Origin of the sequence: Sedimentibacter sp. MB31-C6 (assembly GCF_035934735.1) — a bacterium.
Taxonomy (GTDB): Bacteria; Bacillota; Clostridia; order Tissierellales; family Sedimentibacteraceae; genus Sedimentibacter.
This window is the reverse complement of sequence record NZ_CP142396.1, coordinates 410,323-424,562: the sequence shown is the minus strand read 5'-3', so window position 1 is coordinate 424,562 and position 14,240 is coordinate 410,323. Positions and strand designations below refer to the sequence as shown.

Sequence of the window (14,240 nt, the reverse complement as noted above, 5' to 3'; positions counted from 1 at the left end):
TTATGCGGTTTTTTTTGACCAATACTTAAAGTTTACAAAAATATATTCGACAAATCAAGTAATAAGTCACCAAATACTGAGGAAGTTAAATTTTCATGCTTACAATAATCCTTATTTGTTTTGTTTTGAAAATTGTATACTGTAATTGATTCTGTTTTAGGATTAGCAATCCAATATTCTTTAACTCCAAATAATTCATATTTATAGAGTTTAGTAAAGGTATCCGTATATTGACTGCTTGGGCTTATAATTTCAATTACTATTTCAGGTGCACTTTTATATCTTTGAAAATTACTGTTTTCTAATCCACATATAACAGATAAGTCAGGAATTAAAACATCATTATTAAATTCTAATTCTGCTTCCGTAAATATCATACATTGTTTTCCTTTTAGATATGTTCCTATTTCGAGAGTTAATTTACTCATGATTTCTTGATGCTTGTAATTTGGTCGAGGTGACATTAAAACAATTCCGTCAATTAGCTCATATTTGTTTTCATTATTAGTTTCTAATTTATTAAATTCTTTTAATGAAAATTTCTTTTTCGAAAATTGTTCCATTGATTTACCTCCCTTATTCTTTGCTAATTTATATTTATTTTGTTTTGTACATGATTTATAATAAATATACATAATAAAAGTATAACAAATAACTTTTGAGTTATCAATAAATATTTTAGTATCCTCTTTTTCAGTAATCTGTTCAAATAATACACCTGAGTCTATTTACTCTCTTTTTAAATATATTATATTAATAATATATTATACGAGGGGTGATATAATGAAAAAACTATATTTCTATTTGTATTAATCATGGTATCGACATTTTTTATAGCAGGGTGTTCTTCAACCATGAAGGAGCCACCAGTCATATCAATATCTATCGATAACAAAGAGATTGAATATATTTCAGAAAAGAATAAATGGGATGGGAGTGTTTATGACAGAGAGGATACCTTTGTTACTTTATTAAAGGAACAAAGTGATATTCCTATTTTTAAAATATGCAAAGGTAACTGCTCTTTTGAGACGCTCAAAAGGAATGGTACGGAAAGAGACAATGATGTCAGGTAGTATAAAATTAGACCCGTTCCTAAAAGTCGCCTATAGTTAATTTTATTTTATCTTTATTATTTTGACGTTGTAAAGAACAGCAAAATGTAATATAATGTAAAAAATGAATTTGAGAGTAAAGAGGTTAGAAAATATTAAGAGGGAACTTTATATAGTTAAATTTAAAAAAATAACTATCAACGATTTAAAAGAACACATTAATAATTAATAAACTTTGCAAGGAGAATAAATTTGAAAACACCATGTATTTATATTGATTTAAAAAAGATAGAGCATAATACCAGTGTTATTGTGAATTTATGTAAAAAAAATAGAATATCTGTTGCAGGCGTTACAAAAGGTGCATTAGGTATGCCAGAGATCGCAAGTGCTATGATTCGTGGAGGTGTTTCCTGGATAGGTGAGTCTCGCCTTGATAATATAGAACGATTAAGAAAAAATGACATTAATGTCCCGTTTTTATTAATGAGATCTCCACATAAATCAGAAATTGAAAGAGTAATATCACTTGCTGATGTTAGTTTAAATACAGAGTATGAAATAATTGAAGCACTTTCTGAAGCAAGTATTAAAAATGGTGTCATACATAAAATTATTATTATGATTGATCTTGGCGACTTAAGAGAAGGAATTTGGCCTAATGAATTGATTCCTCTAGTTAAAGAGACTATTAATATGAAAGGTGTAAAAATAATTGGTCTGGGAACTAATTTGACTGACTTAAACGGTACTATACCTACCATAGAAAACAATAATCAATTAGTAGAACTTGCAGAAGAAGTTGAGAATAAATTTAATATAAAATTAGAGTACCTATCCGCAGGTAACTCAAGTTCTTTAAAATTACTTGAATCAGGTAAAATACCAAGTAGAATTAACCATTTTAGAATCGGGGAAGGAATACTATTAGGAAGAGAAACAATTTATAGAGAAAAATATCCTGATACATATCAAGATGCATTCACTTTATCAGCTGAAGTAATTGAAAAGAAATTAAAACCATCTATTCCAATTGGAGAAATTGGTCAAGATGCCTTTGGTAATATTCCATCCGTTCAGGACAAAGGCATTATGAAAAGATGTATTCTGAATGTTGGACGTCAAGACACGAATATAGATGGATTGATACCTCGAAAATCTACTTTAGAAATATTAGGCGCTACAAGCGACCATTTATTAATTAACGCTACAAATGAAACCAACGTAAATGTTGGAGATGTTATTTCCTTTGATTTAAATTATTCTGCTTTACTTTCATCAATGACATCTCCTTTTGTAGAAAAGATTGTTTTATAAATATATATACCATTATTTTTTAGAATGATAAAAAAGAGCAATTAAAGCTTCTAATTAGTCTTGCTAAAATACCAGCACCTTCTCATAAAGAAGATAAAAGAGCTGAGTTTTGTAAACAGTGGTTAGAAAAGAAAGGTGCAGAAAATGTATATAATGATGATGCAAAAAACGTAGTATCCCAATTAACTGTGAATCTACTGACGAAATTATTGTTTTTATGGCATACACGGACATTGTTTTTGGAGATGAAGATGAAATACTAGTAAAAAATAAAGACGGACGTCTTTATGCACCCGGTGTTGGAGATGATACAGCTAAGGAAATAAGGAAATAACGGGAAATAACGGGGACGGTTCTTTGTGGCGGCGCTTCGCGTTATTCAAACAAAAACAAAATAAGTAGGATATAGAGATTCTAACATCTGACGCTAAAGCGGAAAAAGATAATATATAAAAATGTTGAGGTATACAAAAATACACTTCAACATTTTTTGTTTTTTACAAAATAAAAGTAGACAAGTTTTAAATTTTCAATTAATATTTAATCACCACAAAAAAATATAAAAAAACATTTAAACCACCTACTTTTATGAAAAAAATATATCATATAAATCAAAAAAATCAATACTAGAATTTACAAGAGGGCCACCTTTTATGATTTTTAATCAATACAAATTAGAAATCATGGGAGGAAAAAATGGATCCAATAGAAAAGTTACAAAGATGCTTAGAAATGAGCGGTCTTAAAGAAGAGACCTGTCAAGGTTACACATATAAAATAAATATATTTTTAAGAACCATAAATAAAGAAACTAATGAAATAACATTAGATGATATATTAGAATATTTAAGACATCTCCGATATGTTAAAGAATATTGCATTGGAACAGTAAATAGCTATAGAAATGCAATTAAATATTTCTATGAAGTTGTACTTGAAAAACAATGGATAAATAAAAAGATACCACATTTAAAAGGATACAACCCTTTACCATCAGTATTAAGTAAAGAAGAAGTAATAGAATTTATTGAGTTAATGCCGAAAGAAATATATAAAGTTATGCTATACACCATGTATTCATCAGGACTTAGAGCTTTTTTACTTCTTTTTATGCTATGTTAGCAATTTTTTGTACACTACTTTATTATCTTCTATTTTAACTATTCTGCTATTGGTTATTGCAATTTTATGTGTATATCTCGCTAAATATTCTATTATCGCATCAGCATTATCGAAAGGTCTTTTAAATAAGTTCTTTTATATTGAATTTATTTGATGTTGGACTGTTAAAGCTAATTATTTTAATAAACAATAGCATGAGTTCATTACTAAAGATGCCGCTAAAATATAAAAAAAATTCTAAAGATATGATTGCTAAAAAATTCGATTCTATTAGCAATATAAATAATCCTAATATTGAATACACAACTGATATTACCATAGAAGCAAAAAAAGCAAGATATAAAATGAATAGTATAACTTATTCCATATACATTTTTGGAGTGGTTTTAGCTCTGTGTTTGATAGTTCTTTTATATTCTTAAGGGTTACTTAAAAATTTTTCCTTCCGAACTAAATTTTTCGTGCTTCTGTAAGCATCCGACCACAAGGATTAATTTCCTTGTGGTTTTGATGTGCGCCCAGCATGGGCGACAGCTTGACGGTGAAAGTCCGTTATGGGGCTTGGTAGTAGCAACCATTAGCCAAGAGCAAGGGTGTCCATCGTGAGGTGGAATCTGAAGGAAGCTTAAGGCAAAGTCTCGGTCTGAGGAACACGAACCATATAAAAGGCTGATTTACATTGGATGAGTTTGCATCACAAAACAAAGTCCAATACTACCCGAAGTGTATGCAGTAAATATGGCAGATATATGAGATGAAGGCGGTCGTTCTTACCTGGGGAGGTCTCATGTGCAAGTTATGGATATGAATTTAGAAATAACAACCTATGCAGTGATGTATAGCTGGGACATGAGAAGTCAGCAGAGGTCATTTTACAGGAAAGATAATGAAATTAAAATGAAGGTGCATAAAAAGTCAGTGCGTAAACTCAAGTATAAACTAAAACTATTAACTGGCAGAAGCAAAATTGGTAATATCGAAACAACCTATAAAAAGATTAAGCAATTAGTTGTAGGATGGGTAAATTATTTCAAACTTGCTGACATGAAATCTGCAATGAGAAAGCTTGATGAATGGTTAAGGCGAAGAATACGAATGTGCTATTGGAAACAGTGGAAGAAAGTTAGTACGAAATTTACGAATCTACAAAAACTTGGCGTGTCAAAATACAAAGCATGGGAATTTGCTAATACAAGAAAGAGCTTTTGGCGCACAGCCAAAAGTCCTATTCTTCAATGTTCCATCACTAATGCAAGACTTGAAAAAGCTGGATTAGTGTCTTTATTTAAAATATACACATCAAAATGTTAATTCTATTGAACCGCCGTATACCGAACGGTACGTACGGTGGTGGTGTGCTGTGCAAGTTGCAGCAGAGATGAAGGAAGGTCCTTCGGAGAGAATTGAACAGGCAAACTCTCCAAACAGCCCTAATGCTGCTGTAGTAAAGAGCTATGGTAGTGAGCGATTAGGGAAAAGGCTATACTAAAAATAGTCATGTGGGTTGTACGAAGATGAACGAGAGTGAACCATTGATGAAGTATCGATAGCGTAAGAAGTTGTCAAAACTTAGTTTTCACCACTAACTAAGGATAAGAGTAAAGGAAACCTGATAGCTGTTTACTTGGTAACCGGTATTAAGATGGCATGAGCGTACAATAGGCTCTGTTGCGAAACACAGGAACCTGCACTACAATGTTAAGCGAAAAAGCACAAGTCACAGAAAAGCAAGGCTGAAATAGCAATGGGTAGTACAGGGGCGGAACAATTCGTAGTAGTTAAGAAGTTGCTGTAATGGCAATGGAGCGAAGGGATTGTATCATTTTAGCTGAGTTCAAATGACAACTGTAAATAACAGGAGGAACAAATGAAAGGCAGCAAACCTTATGAAATTTCAAAGTTAGTAGTATTAGAAGCATTTAAAAGTGTGAAAAGAAATAAAGGAAGTGCAGGTATTGATGAAGTGGATATAGAAGATTTTCAAAAAGACCTGAAAGGAAACTTGTATAAAATCTGGAATAGGATGAGTTCTGGTAGCTACTTTCCGCCGCCTGTTAAAGCAGTGGAAATTCCCAAGAAATCGGGAGGTACTAGAAGACTTGGCATACCTACAATAAGTGATAGAATAGCACAAATGGTTGTTAAAATGTATCTAGGGTCTAAGATTGAGGCTGTTTTCCATGAGGATTCATATGGATATAGACCAAATAAATCGGCACTTGATGCCATAGGGCAAGCAAGACAAAGATGTTGGAAATATGATTATGTCATAGAATTTGATATAAAAGGACTTTTTGATAATATCGACCATAAATTACTTATGAAAGCAGTTAAGCTACATACTAAAGAACCATGGATTTTGCTCTATATTGAAAGATGGCTAAAAGCACCATTTATTGTTGGTAAGGAAATGATAGAAAGAACTAGTGGAACTCCACAAGGAGGGGTAATAAGCCCAATTCTTGCGAATTTGTTTATGCACTATGCTTTTGATGTTTGGTTGACAAGAAACTACAAGGACGCACCATTTGAAAGATATGCTGATGATGCGATTATTCATTGTAGAAATGAAAAGGTTGCTCAAGAAATTTTAAGTGCATTGAATATAAGACTGAATGAGTGTAAATTAGAATTACATCCTCTAAAGACTAAGATAGTGTATTGCAAGGATAAAGACAGGAAACTTGAATATCTGAATACAGAGTTTGACTTTCTTGGTTACACATTTAGAAGAATATTCATAAAAGACAGAACTGGTAGATTACATTTTAATTTTTTGCCACAAGTGAGCAGGAAATCAGCCAAGTCCTTTAGGGACAAAATAAAAGAAAAGAATATACATTCTATGTCAGGAAGCAAGATTGAAAAGGTTGCTGAAATTCTTAATCCGATGATTCGTGGATGGTTGAATTATTTTAGCAAATATAATAAATCTGCTGTGAAATATACAATGGACTGTATAAATCGAAGACTTGTTAAATGGGCAATGTCCAAATACAAGCACTTTAGAAATCATCGTTCTAATGCTGATAAATGGCTAAAAGAAATTGCAAAAAGAGAGCCCAACATGTTTGCACATTGGGCTTTTGGGTTCACACCATAAGGTAAAATGATAAGAGCCGTATGAATCGAGAGATTCACGTACGGTTCTGTGAGAGCATCGAGGTGAAGCTCCTCTTTGCTACTCGACTGAGAGGACGCTAAATAAATTAATTATTTAGCTCCTACTCGATTGTATTTAAACAAAAATTCGCAGTGACTCAGCAGTTTTTTAAAAAGGGTAGACAAGTCTTACGACCTGTTTACACTTTTTTATTCTAGACTATATCTTCTTAAATTTACAATAATACAGTATATCATGCTATAGAAATTCAATATTATATTTTAATAAGGAAAGTTCACATAAAAAATAACTGCTTTAATGTAAATGTATAAGAATAAATATTTTTAAGACAGGTTTACATTCGATATTAAAAAATTGTTTCTATAGGTATAAGGCAAAATTGAACCGTGAATTGGACCGAACATTTCTTAAAAAGCTTTGTGGCAATTATATTGTACCATAAATGAAAAAAGCATTTAAAATTATACTGCTTTGTCGAATTTTGCGGTACGGATTAAGGTGATTTCAAAATATTAAACCATTGAATACCTATAAAATACCACTGTTTTTCAATGAAAATTTGATATTTAGATTTACAGATTCACCCAAATTGTTAAATAAGCTTAATAATAAATTTCGCCAACTCCGTTACATTTTCATCAAAAAAAACGGTCCTATTATATAGGGAGGTATATACAAATGAAAAGGGTGTTGGAACTTTTAAAGAATGCCCAAAACGGGGATATCGGGGCAAAGGAAGAATTATAAAAAAAGTTTGTCCCATGTATTAAGTATTATGGGAAGAAATTGTATTATGAAGAGGCTCAAACCGATCTTACCATATTTCTGCTGGAATTTATAGACAATTTGGACTTGAAAAAATTTGAAAACAGGCAAGACGGCGAAATAATCAATTATATTAAGCGGTTTTTTAGAAGCAAGTACATAGATATTGTCAGACAAAATATCAATAAACATATTGAAATAACAGCATTTGAAACAGATTTTATTTGTCATGATTGCTATGAAAGACTGGAAGAGGAGAACTTTTACAGAATGCTTAGAAATCTGAACAGTATCCAGAAAAAAATAATCATAGGAAAATATATGTATAACTACTCTTATAAAGAGTTGACAAAAATACTGAATGTTTCAAGGCAAACGATTTATACACAGAAGAAAAAAGCATTGCAAAAGTTAAAAAAAGAATTGGAGGATGACTGATATGGAGGAGAATCTGTATGAACTTGCGACAACGCAGGGAATATGGGCACTATTGTCCATTATTCTGATATTTTATATACTTAAAGCTCAAGAAAAAAGAGATGCAAAGCAAGAAGAAAGGGAAAAATCATATCAGAATATAATAGCCACATTAAATGATAAGCTTGATATTGTTGAAGATATACGGACTGGCGTCAACGAAATTAAAAATTACATAAAAAAATAAAATAATTTTGAAAACACTTTACATTTATTCTTTAAAAATCGTTTCTATATAGTGTAAGACAAAATTAACCCGGGAATTGTGTCGAACAAAAAATAAAATAAAGGAGAAATAAAAATGGCTACTTATAAGAAAACTGAAAATTTAAGTTATAATGATATTCAAGATATGATAAGCGAGTTAGAAGAAGCTAGGAGTATCCAGGATGATATTGAAAAAGAAGCAAATATTGCGTCCAAATTTTTCGCATTGGTTGGGATACCTATATTATTCATGGCAACTCCGGCTGCTATGGCTATCTGGGCTGCGAGTATAATATCTGGAGGTTATGCGGGTGAATTACAGGATTTGGAAGATTTATGTACAAACGCTATATCCGAATTAGAAGATATGGAAGACTTCCTTCAAAATCATTCGGATTACAACATGATTAGAGTTGAAGAAACAATAAGAAAAGTAGTATATAGCAACGAAACATATGAAATACCAATAAATTTCGAAGTTGTTGCCATACATTGCACAAATCCCGCTGGTTGGGAAATGTTGTAATAATTGAATTAAGATTAAGAAAAAGGTCTGTCACTTGATAGACCTTTACTTTTTGATTTATTATATCTATAATATAAATATAATGATCTCTCGGAATCATGAGTGATTATTAAAGCCCAAAGGACTAATGAACTTAGAAAAGTAAATATTATCTAAAATGAAATAAAAAAGTGGAAAATTTAGAAAAATGAGAATAAGAAATAGACATAGCCGTCACTATGTTTTAAAATAAATGTACTGCTTAAACTAAGCAGTATGTAAAATTAATCGTTTGAGATCTGACTGATAAGGCAGATCCCAGGCATCGAGATGTTGCAGCATCAAGATGCTATAGAGGCGGCAGTACCACATCTTAGTAGAGCGATGCCTGCCGCTTTCTAATAGAAAGTCTAATTTCTGGCGTTTGTTAGAACGCTCAGCAGATGTTCTTGCATTATACTCAGCTTTCCATTCTTCACTATCTCTTGGCGGTATGTTTATCAGCCGAGGGTTATCTTTCATAGCAAGGTGCACAGTTCTTCCATACTTGGAATCAGAACAGGGATGTTCACAAGAACAGCCATATTTTCTGCTTGCCAGCGGACAGCGAAATTTAATACGGTATTTGCTTTTTTCAACACCATCATGGTTCATCTTCAGTCCAGCTTTGCAGACAGGAACACCATCCTTGCCAATGGTGAAGTCATTTTTGTATTTTACTTTAATGCCACGTTTCTCATTTAAGTCAATGAATGATTAGATTCCATTTAGTTTAAAGTATTTATACAACGGCATTGCATCATGAGCTGAATCTAGAAGAAGTTTATTCACGGTAAACTCAGGCGCAAAGTTCTGCATGCGAAAAAAAGCATGTACAAATGCATGAGAATCATGCCTTGAAGCCGGACCAAGCAAAGGAAAAACAGGAAGATCACTCTCAGAATCAGAGGCAACAAGCATGTAAAGATCATAACCATGGTAAAAACAGTCTCTTGAGGAATCCCAACCGATGTCGCAATCAGGCTGTGAAAAGTACCTATCACAGTTACAGTTGGTGATACCTTTAGAAACACAGTCACAAACTCGATATTTTCGTTCTCTTGCAGAAGTAACAACTGGAGTGCCATCGCCTGCAAGAGCAAGACTATCAGAATTTATGAGACCTTTTTGAATAGAGACATTAAGGAACTCATTTTTAAAGATGTTGAAAAGAGAACAATAAGGCTGTTCCTCCAGTGAAAAAGTTGTATCTGCCAATTCATTAAGTAGTTGTTCTACAGTTGTTTTATCAACAGGAGCAGCGTTATCACCTTTCTTTTTTGTTTTTTTACAGAAACCTTAAGAGGATGCAGAGGAGAAGAAAGATTATCACCATCAAAATCCCACAGGCGGTTAAAGAAATCATAAAATGTACCGACACCAGGAGTGTCACCAACTTCAAAACCACTAAGAATAGCATAAAGAGGATTAATCTTAAGCTGTGCTACCCAATCAGTAACAGAAGTAACTTTAAAGTCAATAGATAGAAGATAAGAACGATGCATACAAGAAGGAGTTCTGGGTTTCAGACCATAAACAGAATACTTGTTTTTCAAACAAATATCGGTATAGGAAAGGTCGAGGTTCCAGAAACGATCAATAATATCCCAAGTAGAACGAGCAAGCGCATCGGGATTAGGATAATATTTACGAAACATTTCAACAACAAGATTTTGATAGGCGGCATGACCGCCAGAGTTAACAGGTAAAATGAAAATCGCCTCCAATCAAAAAATATACCTTACAAGTAAAGGGCGAGAAGCGCCGCATATTTTGGAGACTTTGTCAAGTGTTTTTTGATAAAAAAGTGGGGGATTTTAATAAAAAAGAATCTTTAAACCCTTGAAATTCAAGGGATGGAGATTCCGAGAGAATATTATAATAAAAAGGGAGATGGTTCTGGGATGAAACCTATTAAAAAAATAATAATTATATTTGGTATAGCTCTGGGGCTAACTGGAATATTATCACTATTTTATTACAATACAAATATAGGACGTGTATTTGACACTATATGGAAGGTATTAATGTTTATATGTACTATATTGTTTGGTGTTTTTGAGTTATCTGAAAGGCAAAATAAAATAGCAGCATGCTTTTATTTTATTCTTGCTTTTATTTTATTCTTGCTTTTATTTTAAGAATATATTCTTATTTATAACACTTGAGGCTGTGGGTAAACAGGTCTTATGTTCAAAGAATTCGGCGGCATGAAAAACGCCAAAAAATATATAAAAAACAAGACTGATAAAAAGACGTTAGAAAGCTTATAAAGCCATTGATTTTTCAATGGCTTTATGTTGTATTTAAACAAAATCCCGCAAAAGGTCATATGGAGAAGATATTAAGATAATATATAAAAATGTTGAGGTATACAAAAATACACTTCAACATTTTTTGTTTTTTACAAAATAAAAGTAGACAAGTTTTAAATTTTCAATTAATATTTAATCACCACAAAAAAATATAAAAAAACATTTAAACCACCTACTTTTATGAAAAAAATATATCATATAAATCAAAAAAAATCAATACTAGAATTTACAAGAGGGCCACCTTTTATGATTTTTAATCAATACAAATTAAAAATCATGGGAGGAAAAAATGGATCCAATAGAAAAGTTACAAAGATGTTTAGAAATGAGCGGTCTTAAAGAAGAGACCTGTCAAGGTTATACATATAAAATAAATATATTTTTAAGAACCATAAATAAAGAAGTGTGCAGTTTTATTTAGTGTACAAAAAATTGCTAATATAGCATAAAAAGAAGTAAAAAAGCTATGGAATTAGGGATTATTTCATTGACAAATAAATAATTTGTGTCAAAATAAAGACAGGGATAATTATTGAATGTCCATATATAATCTCAAGTAGACGTGGCTTCACTCTTCGTGGGCAAACTACAATTCGCCTCTAACCTAACCGTCCCTAAAAGTTGCTAAAAGTTGACGTCCCTAAAAGTTGAAATTTGCAACCCGGAGGGGAGGTATAAAAATTCTAAAGGACGATATTTTTATTGAATATTACAACTTTTCCGGGTATAATAAAATTGACATAAATTAGAAGTTTAACTGAATTATCTTTAGGTCTTAACAATGAGGAGTGAAAACCATGAGCTTTGAAACTATTTCAATTGAAGAAATAAAAGAAATAATAAATCCAATATTAAGAAAATATCCTATCAGTAAGGCAATATTGTTTGGGTCATATGTTAATGGAAAAGCTGAAAAAGGCAGCGATATTGACTTATACATAGACTCAAATAATAAATTAAGGGGACTGGATTTTGTTGGATTGCTTGAAATACTTGTTGAAGCTTTTGGAAAAGATATAGATTTAATTGATAAGTCACATATTGACCCTGATTCTTTAATTATTCAAGAGATTGAAAGTGGAGGGACGGTAATATATGAAAAATCAGAAGATTATACAAAAGATAATTAATTATATTGATTCAGTATTAAAGTACACAAGTAATACTACATATGATGAATTTAGAAATAATAGTATGATGGCAGAAGCGTGCGTGTTTAATCTAAGTCAAATTGGTGAGTTAGTCAATAAACTTGATAAAGAATATATAGTTAACAATCCGGAAATTCCATGGTTTAAAATGAAAGGTTTAAGAAACCGTTTAGTACATGATTACGAAGGGGTAAATCTAAAGTTGATATGGGAGATAATTGAAATTGATATAATAGTATTGAAAAAGAAGTTATCTAAATTATATGAATAATATTAAATGAAGACATGGGGAATTTGTTATATAGTGAAGTAGGAAGTGAGAATATAGCATAGATAGAAAGAGCATAAGGGTTTTACAATAATTGCAGTGAACAAATTAAAATTAGATAAAATAGAAAAGTTTTATTTTAGAAATAACTGTTTACAATTATATTATTTTTTGCTATTATAAAAACAAATATATAATATGTTTTTATGTTTTTTTACTAGGAGGTAGACTGAAAATGGCAAAATTCAATGAAGCTGAGAAAGAACAAATTAGAGAAGAATTATTTGATGTGGCGTATCATTTTTTTATAGATAAAGGTTTTAAAAGTACATCTATTGAAGACCTTACTTCTTCTGTTGGGATTGCGAAGAGTTCCTTTTATGTGTTTTTTGAGTCAAAAGAGATGTTATATATGGATTTGTTAGCACACGAGGGAGAGCAGATTAAAAAAGAGGTTTGGCCAGAGGTGATAGCTACTGAGGATATACGTTCAGCTATAAAGATGTACTTAAATAAAATGGTTTTGGAACTAGAATCTAAGATTTTAACTCAAAGGTTGGTTTACGATATTGAGGAGTATAAAATAGTATCTAGAAAGCTAAGCCCAGAGTATGTTGGTTCAGAGAATCTTAGAAGTATACGCCCTCTTATTGAGTTTATAAAGATACGTCAAGATTCCAAGGAGATTATCGATGAAGATCCAGAAGTTATAGCTGGAGTTTTAAGATCAACTTTATTAATAGGTTCTCAAAAAGGAGATTTGCAGCAATATAATTATGAGAGGATTCGAGAGTTATTATTCGAAGCTGTTGCCAATCAAATTGCGCGGACATAATTAAGTAATTATATTATAAACTGAAGGTAGAAAAGTGGTGATAAGTTATGACAGATTGGAATAAACTTATTAATGCTATATCAAAGCATGTATTAAGTTCATAATTGATATATTAAAGTTAAAGTCAGGAGTGATTTTTTATGAGTAAAGATATTAAACAAGTTATTGAGATAATAAAAAAGAAAAATCTTTTTCTAAAAGAAGGAACAATGCAATTTAATGAATCTGGGCTTGATTTTCAAACTGTTTTTGCACAAGATGAAAATGGAACTGATTGGGTTCTAAGATTGCCTAGAAGGGAAGATGTAATGCCTAGAACAAAGGTAGAAAAACAAGCTTTGGATTTGGTAAATCAGTATGCTAAATCTTTTCAGGCACCAAACTGGATTATTTACACAGATGAACTAATAGCTTATAAGAAGTTAGATGGTGTGCCAGCAGGAACGATAGATCATAACATAGGTAACTATGTTTGGGAGATAGACATAAATAATGTTCCAGAATCATTTCACAAGTCGCTAGGTAGGGTGTTGGCAGAGCTTCATAGCATACCTAGTGATAAAGCCGCTGAACTTGGTCTAGTTGTTCAAACGCCTGAAGAAGTAAGAATGACCATGAAGTTGCGCATGGATGCGGTAAAAGCAAAGTATGGTGTGGGTGATAATCTATGGAACAGGTGGCAGATATGGATTAATGATGATGATATGTGGCCAAAGAAAACTGGACTGATTCATGGGGATGTACATGCCGGCCATACTATGATTGATAAGGATGCTAACGTGACTGGATTAATCGACTGGACTGAAGCTAAGGTTACAGATATTTCAAATGACTTTGTTTTCAACTATAAGGCTTTTGGAGAAGAAGGACTAGAAGCTCTGATTCTTGCTTATAAAGAAGCAGGTGGATATTATTGGCCTAAGATGAAAGAACATATTATTGAACTGGTAGCTGCGTATCCGGTTTCAATTGCTGAATTTGCAGTGGTATCTGGTGTTGAGGAATATGTCCGGATGGCGAAGAAAGCATTGGAAATAGACAATATTTAAGGGGGTAAATC

At 31.8% G+C, this 14,240-nt stretch carries 19 protein-coding genes and 1 pseudogene; 16 read left to right on the top strand and 4 right to left on the bottom strand.

All coding sequences use genetic code 11. The features are described 5' to 3' along the window. Positions 1–32 precede the first annotated feature (32 nt). The gene (locus tag U8307_RS02130; protein ID WP_326909801.1) at positions 33–563 is read right to left on the bottom strand and encodes a Uma2 family endonuclease; all 531 of its coding nucleotides are present in this window, start codon (positions 561–563) and stop codon (positions 33–35) included. A gap of 291 nt (positions 564–854) precedes the next feature. Here U8307_RS02130 and U8307_RS02125 point away from each other — a divergent pair, with 291 nt between their 5' ends. The 3 genes from U8307_RS02125 to U8307_RS02115 all read left to right on the top strand — a co-directional run bounded on the left by U8307_RS02125 (position 855) and on the right by U8307_RS02115 (position 3,494). Continuing rightward, positions 855–1,076 carry a hypothetical protein gene (locus tag U8307_RS02125; RefSeq protein WP_326909799.1) on the top strand — a complete coding sequence of 74 codons (222 nt, stop codon included), beginning with the start codon at positions 855–857 and terminating at the stop codon, positions 1,074–1,076. 231 nt (positions 1,077–1,307) lie between these two features. After that, positions 1,308–2,372, top strand: a complete 1,065-nt coding sequence (locus U8307_RS02120; RefSeq protein WP_326909798.1) for an alanine/ornithine racemase family PLP-dependent enzyme — start codon at positions 1,308–1,310, stop codon at positions 2,370–2,372. 696 nt (positions 2,373–3,068) lie between these two features. After that, entirely contained in the window at positions 3,069–3,494 is a 426-nt protein-coding gene (locus U8307_RS02115) for a phage integrase N-terminal SAM-like domain-containing protein (RefSeq protein ID WP_326909797.1), read from the top strand. Here U8307_RS02115 and U8307_RS02110 read toward each other — a convergent pair. Further along, positions 3,486–3,605 (bottom strand): annotated as a pseudogene (locus U8307_RS02110) (transposase); the annotation flags it as partial. The gene U8307_RS02115 and the pseudogene U8307_RS02110 sit on opposite strands and share 9 nt — an antisense overlap. 101 nt (positions 3,606–3,706) lie before the next feature. Between U8307_RS02110 and U8307_RS02105 the strand changes: the two are divergent. From U8307_RS02105 to U8307_RS02080, 6 genes are all read left to right on the top strand, one after another. Beyond that, positions 3,707–3,916 carry a hypothetical protein gene (locus U8307_RS02105; protein ID WP_326909795.1) on the top strand — a complete coding sequence of 70 codons (210 nt, stop codon included), beginning with the start codon at positions 3,707–3,709 and terminating at the stop codon, positions 3,914–3,916. A 376-nt stretch (positions 3,917–4,292) separates the two neighbouring features. Beyond that, positions 4,293–4,805 carry a group II intron maturase-specific domain-containing protein gene (locus U8307_RS02100; protein ID WP_326911522.1) on the top strand — a complete coding sequence of 171 codons (513 nt, stop codon included), beginning with the start codon at positions 4,293–4,295 and terminating at the stop codon, positions 4,803–4,805. A gap of 556 nt (positions 4,806–5,361) precedes the next feature. Then, positions 5,362–6,597: a group II intron reverse transcriptase/maturase gene (gene ltrA / locus U8307_RS02095; RefSeq protein ID WP_326909793.1), complete on the top strand. Its 1,236-nt coding sequence runs from the start codon at positions 5,362–5,364 to the stop codon at positions 6,595–6,597. Positions 6,598–7,464: 867 nt separating this feature from the next. Beyond that, positions 7,465–7,821 carry a sigma factor-like helix-turn-helix DNA-binding protein gene (locus U8307_RS02090; RefSeq protein WP_326909791.1) on the top strand — a complete coding sequence of 119 codons (357 nt, stop codon included), beginning with the start codon at positions 7,465–7,467 and terminating at the stop codon, positions 7,819–7,821. Between the two features lies 1 nt (position 7,822). Further along, a complete protein-coding gene (locus tag U8307_RS02085; RefSeq protein WP_326909789.1) occupies positions 7,823–8,047 on the top strand; it encodes a BhlA/UviB family holin-like peptide in 225 nt (74 codons plus the stop codon). 114 nt (positions 8,048–8,161) lie between these two features. Then, on the top strand, positions 8,162–8,593 hold the full coding sequence (locus U8307_RS02080; RefSeq protein ID WP_326909787.1) for a hypothetical protein: 432 nt from the start codon (positions 8,162–8,164) through the stop codon (positions 8,591–8,593). Between the two features lie 246 nt (positions 8,594–8,839). On the opposite strand, the gene U8307_RS02075 is transcribed toward U8307_RS02080, so the two are convergent. After that, positions 8,840–9,226 carry a hypothetical protein gene (locus U8307_RS02075; RefSeq protein ID WP_326909786.1) on the bottom strand — a complete coding sequence of 129 codons (387 nt, stop codon included), beginning with the start codon at positions 9,224–9,226 and terminating at the stop codon, positions 8,840–8,842. 355 nt (positions 9,227–9,581) lie between these two features. Between U8307_RS02075 and U8307_RS02070 the strand changes: the two genes are divergently transcribed. Then, positions 9,582–9,743: a hypothetical protein gene (locus U8307_RS02070; RefSeq protein ID WP_326909784.1), complete on the top strand. Its 162-nt coding sequence runs from the start codon at positions 9,582–9,584 to the stop codon at positions 9,741–9,743. 103 nt (positions 9,744–9,846) lie between these two features. Here U8307_RS02070 and U8307_RS02065 read toward each other — a convergent pair whose 3' ends face one another. Continuing rightward, entirely contained in the window at positions 9,847–10,338 is a 492-nt protein-coding gene (locus U8307_RS02065; RefSeq protein WP_326909781.1) for a hypothetical protein, read from the bottom strand. Between the two features lie 177 nt (positions 10,339–10,515). On the opposite strand from U8307_RS02065, the gene U8307_RS02060 reads away from it, so the two are divergent. From U8307_RS02060 to U8307_RS02035, 6 genes are all read left to right on the top strand, one after another. After that, positions 10,516–10,752 (top strand): hypothetical protein, encoded by a 237-nt coding sequence (locus tag U8307_RS02060; protein WP_326909780.1) that lies wholly within the window; start codon positions 10,516–10,518, stop codon positions 10,750–10,752. A gap of 463 nt (positions 10,753–11,215) precedes the next feature. After that, complete coding sequence (locus tag U8307_RS02055; RefSeq protein ID WP_326909779.1) at positions 11,216–11,347, top strand: hypothetical protein; 132 nt, start codon at positions 11,216–11,218, stop codon at positions 11,345–11,347. A 376-nt stretch (positions 11,348–11,723) separates the two neighbouring features. Continuing rightward, entirely contained in the window at positions 11,724–12,056 is a 333-nt protein-coding gene (locus tag U8307_RS02050; protein ID WP_326909778.1) for a nucleotidyltransferase family protein, read from the top strand. Next, a complete protein-coding gene (locus U8307_RS02045; RefSeq protein ID WP_326909776.1) occupies positions 12,022–12,348 on the top strand; it encodes a HepT-like ribonuclease domain-containing protein in 327 nt (108 codons plus the stop codon). Before U8307_RS02050 ends, U8307_RS02045 begins: the two co-directional genes overlap by 35 nt. A 232-nt stretch (positions 12,349–12,580) precedes the next feature. Continuing rightward, positions 12,581–13,180: a TetR/AcrR family transcriptional regulator gene (locus U8307_RS02040; protein ID WP_326909774.1), complete on the top strand. Its 600-nt coding sequence runs from the start codon at positions 12,581–12,583 to the stop codon at positions 13,178–13,180. 140 nt (positions 13,181–13,320) lie between these two features. Then, a complete protein-coding gene (locus U8307_RS02035) occupies positions 13,321–14,229 on the top strand; it encodes an Mph(B) family macrolide 2'-phosphotransferase (protein WP_326909772.1) in 909 nt (302 codons plus the stop codon). The last annotated feature ends 11 nt before the right edge of the window (positions 14,230–14,240 follow it).

Bases quoted from the DNA above. Each gene is read 5' to 3' on its own strand.
- U8307_RS02130 (WP_326909801.1), bottom strand. From the start codon at position 563: ATGGAACAATTTTCGAAAAAGAAATTTTCATTAAAAGAATTTAATAAA.
- U8307_RS02125 (WP_326909799.1), top strand. From the start codon at position 855: ATGAAGGAGCCACCAGTCATATCAATATCTATCGATAACAAAGAGATT.
- U8307_RS02115 (WP_326909797.1), top strand. From the start codon at position 3,069: ATGGATCCAATAGAAAAGTTACAAAGATGCTTAGAAATGAGCGGTCTT.
- U8307_RS02105 (WP_326909795.1), top strand. From the start codon at position 3,707: ATGCCGCTAAAATATAAAAAAAATTCTAAAGATATGATTGCTAAAAAA.
- U8307_RS02100 (WP_326911522.1), top strand. From the start codon at position 4,293: ATGGATATGAATTTAGAAATAACAACCTATGCAGTGATGTATAGCTGG.
- ltrA (WP_326909793.1), top strand. From the start codon at position 5,362: ATGAAAGGCAGCAAACCTTATGAAATTTCAAAGTTAGTAGTATTAGAA.
- U8307_RS02085 (WP_326909789.1), top strand. From the start codon at position 7,823: ATGGAGGAGAATCTGTATGAACTTGCGACAACGCAGGGAATATGGGCA.
- U8307_RS02080 (WP_326909787.1), top strand. From the start codon at position 8,162: ATGGCTACTTATAAGAAAACTGAAAATTTAAGTTATAATGATATTCAA.
- U8307_RS02075 (WP_326909786.1), bottom strand. From the start codon at position 9,226: ATGAACCATGATGGTGTTGAAAAAAGCAAATACCGTATTAAATTTCGC.
- U8307_RS02070 (WP_326909784.1), top strand. From the start codon at position 9,582: ATGTCGCAATCAGGCTGTGAAAAGTACCTATCACAGTTACAGTTGGTG.
- U8307_RS02060 (WP_326909780.1), top strand. From the start codon at position 10,516: ATGAAACCTATTAAAAAAATAATAATTATATTTGGTATAGCTCTGGGG.
- U8307_RS02055 (WP_326909779.1), top strand. From the start codon at position 11,216: ATGGATCCAATAGAAAAGTTACAAAGATGTTTAGAAATGAGCGGTCTT.
- U8307_RS02050 (WP_326909778.1), top strand. From the start codon at position 11,724: ATGAGCTTTGAAACTATTTCAATTGAAGAAATAAAAGAAATAATAAAT.
- U8307_RS02045 (WP_326909776.1), top strand. From the start codon at position 12,022: ATGAAAAATCAGAAGATTATACAAAAGATAATTAATTATATTGATTCA.
- U8307_RS02040 (WP_326909774.1), top strand. From the start codon at position 12,581: ATGGCAAAATTCAATGAAGCTGAGAAAGAACAAATTAGAGAAGAATTA.
- U8307_RS02035 (WP_326909772.1), top strand. From the start codon at position 13,321: ATGAGTAAAGATATTAAACAAGTTATTGAGATAATAAAAAAGAAAAAT.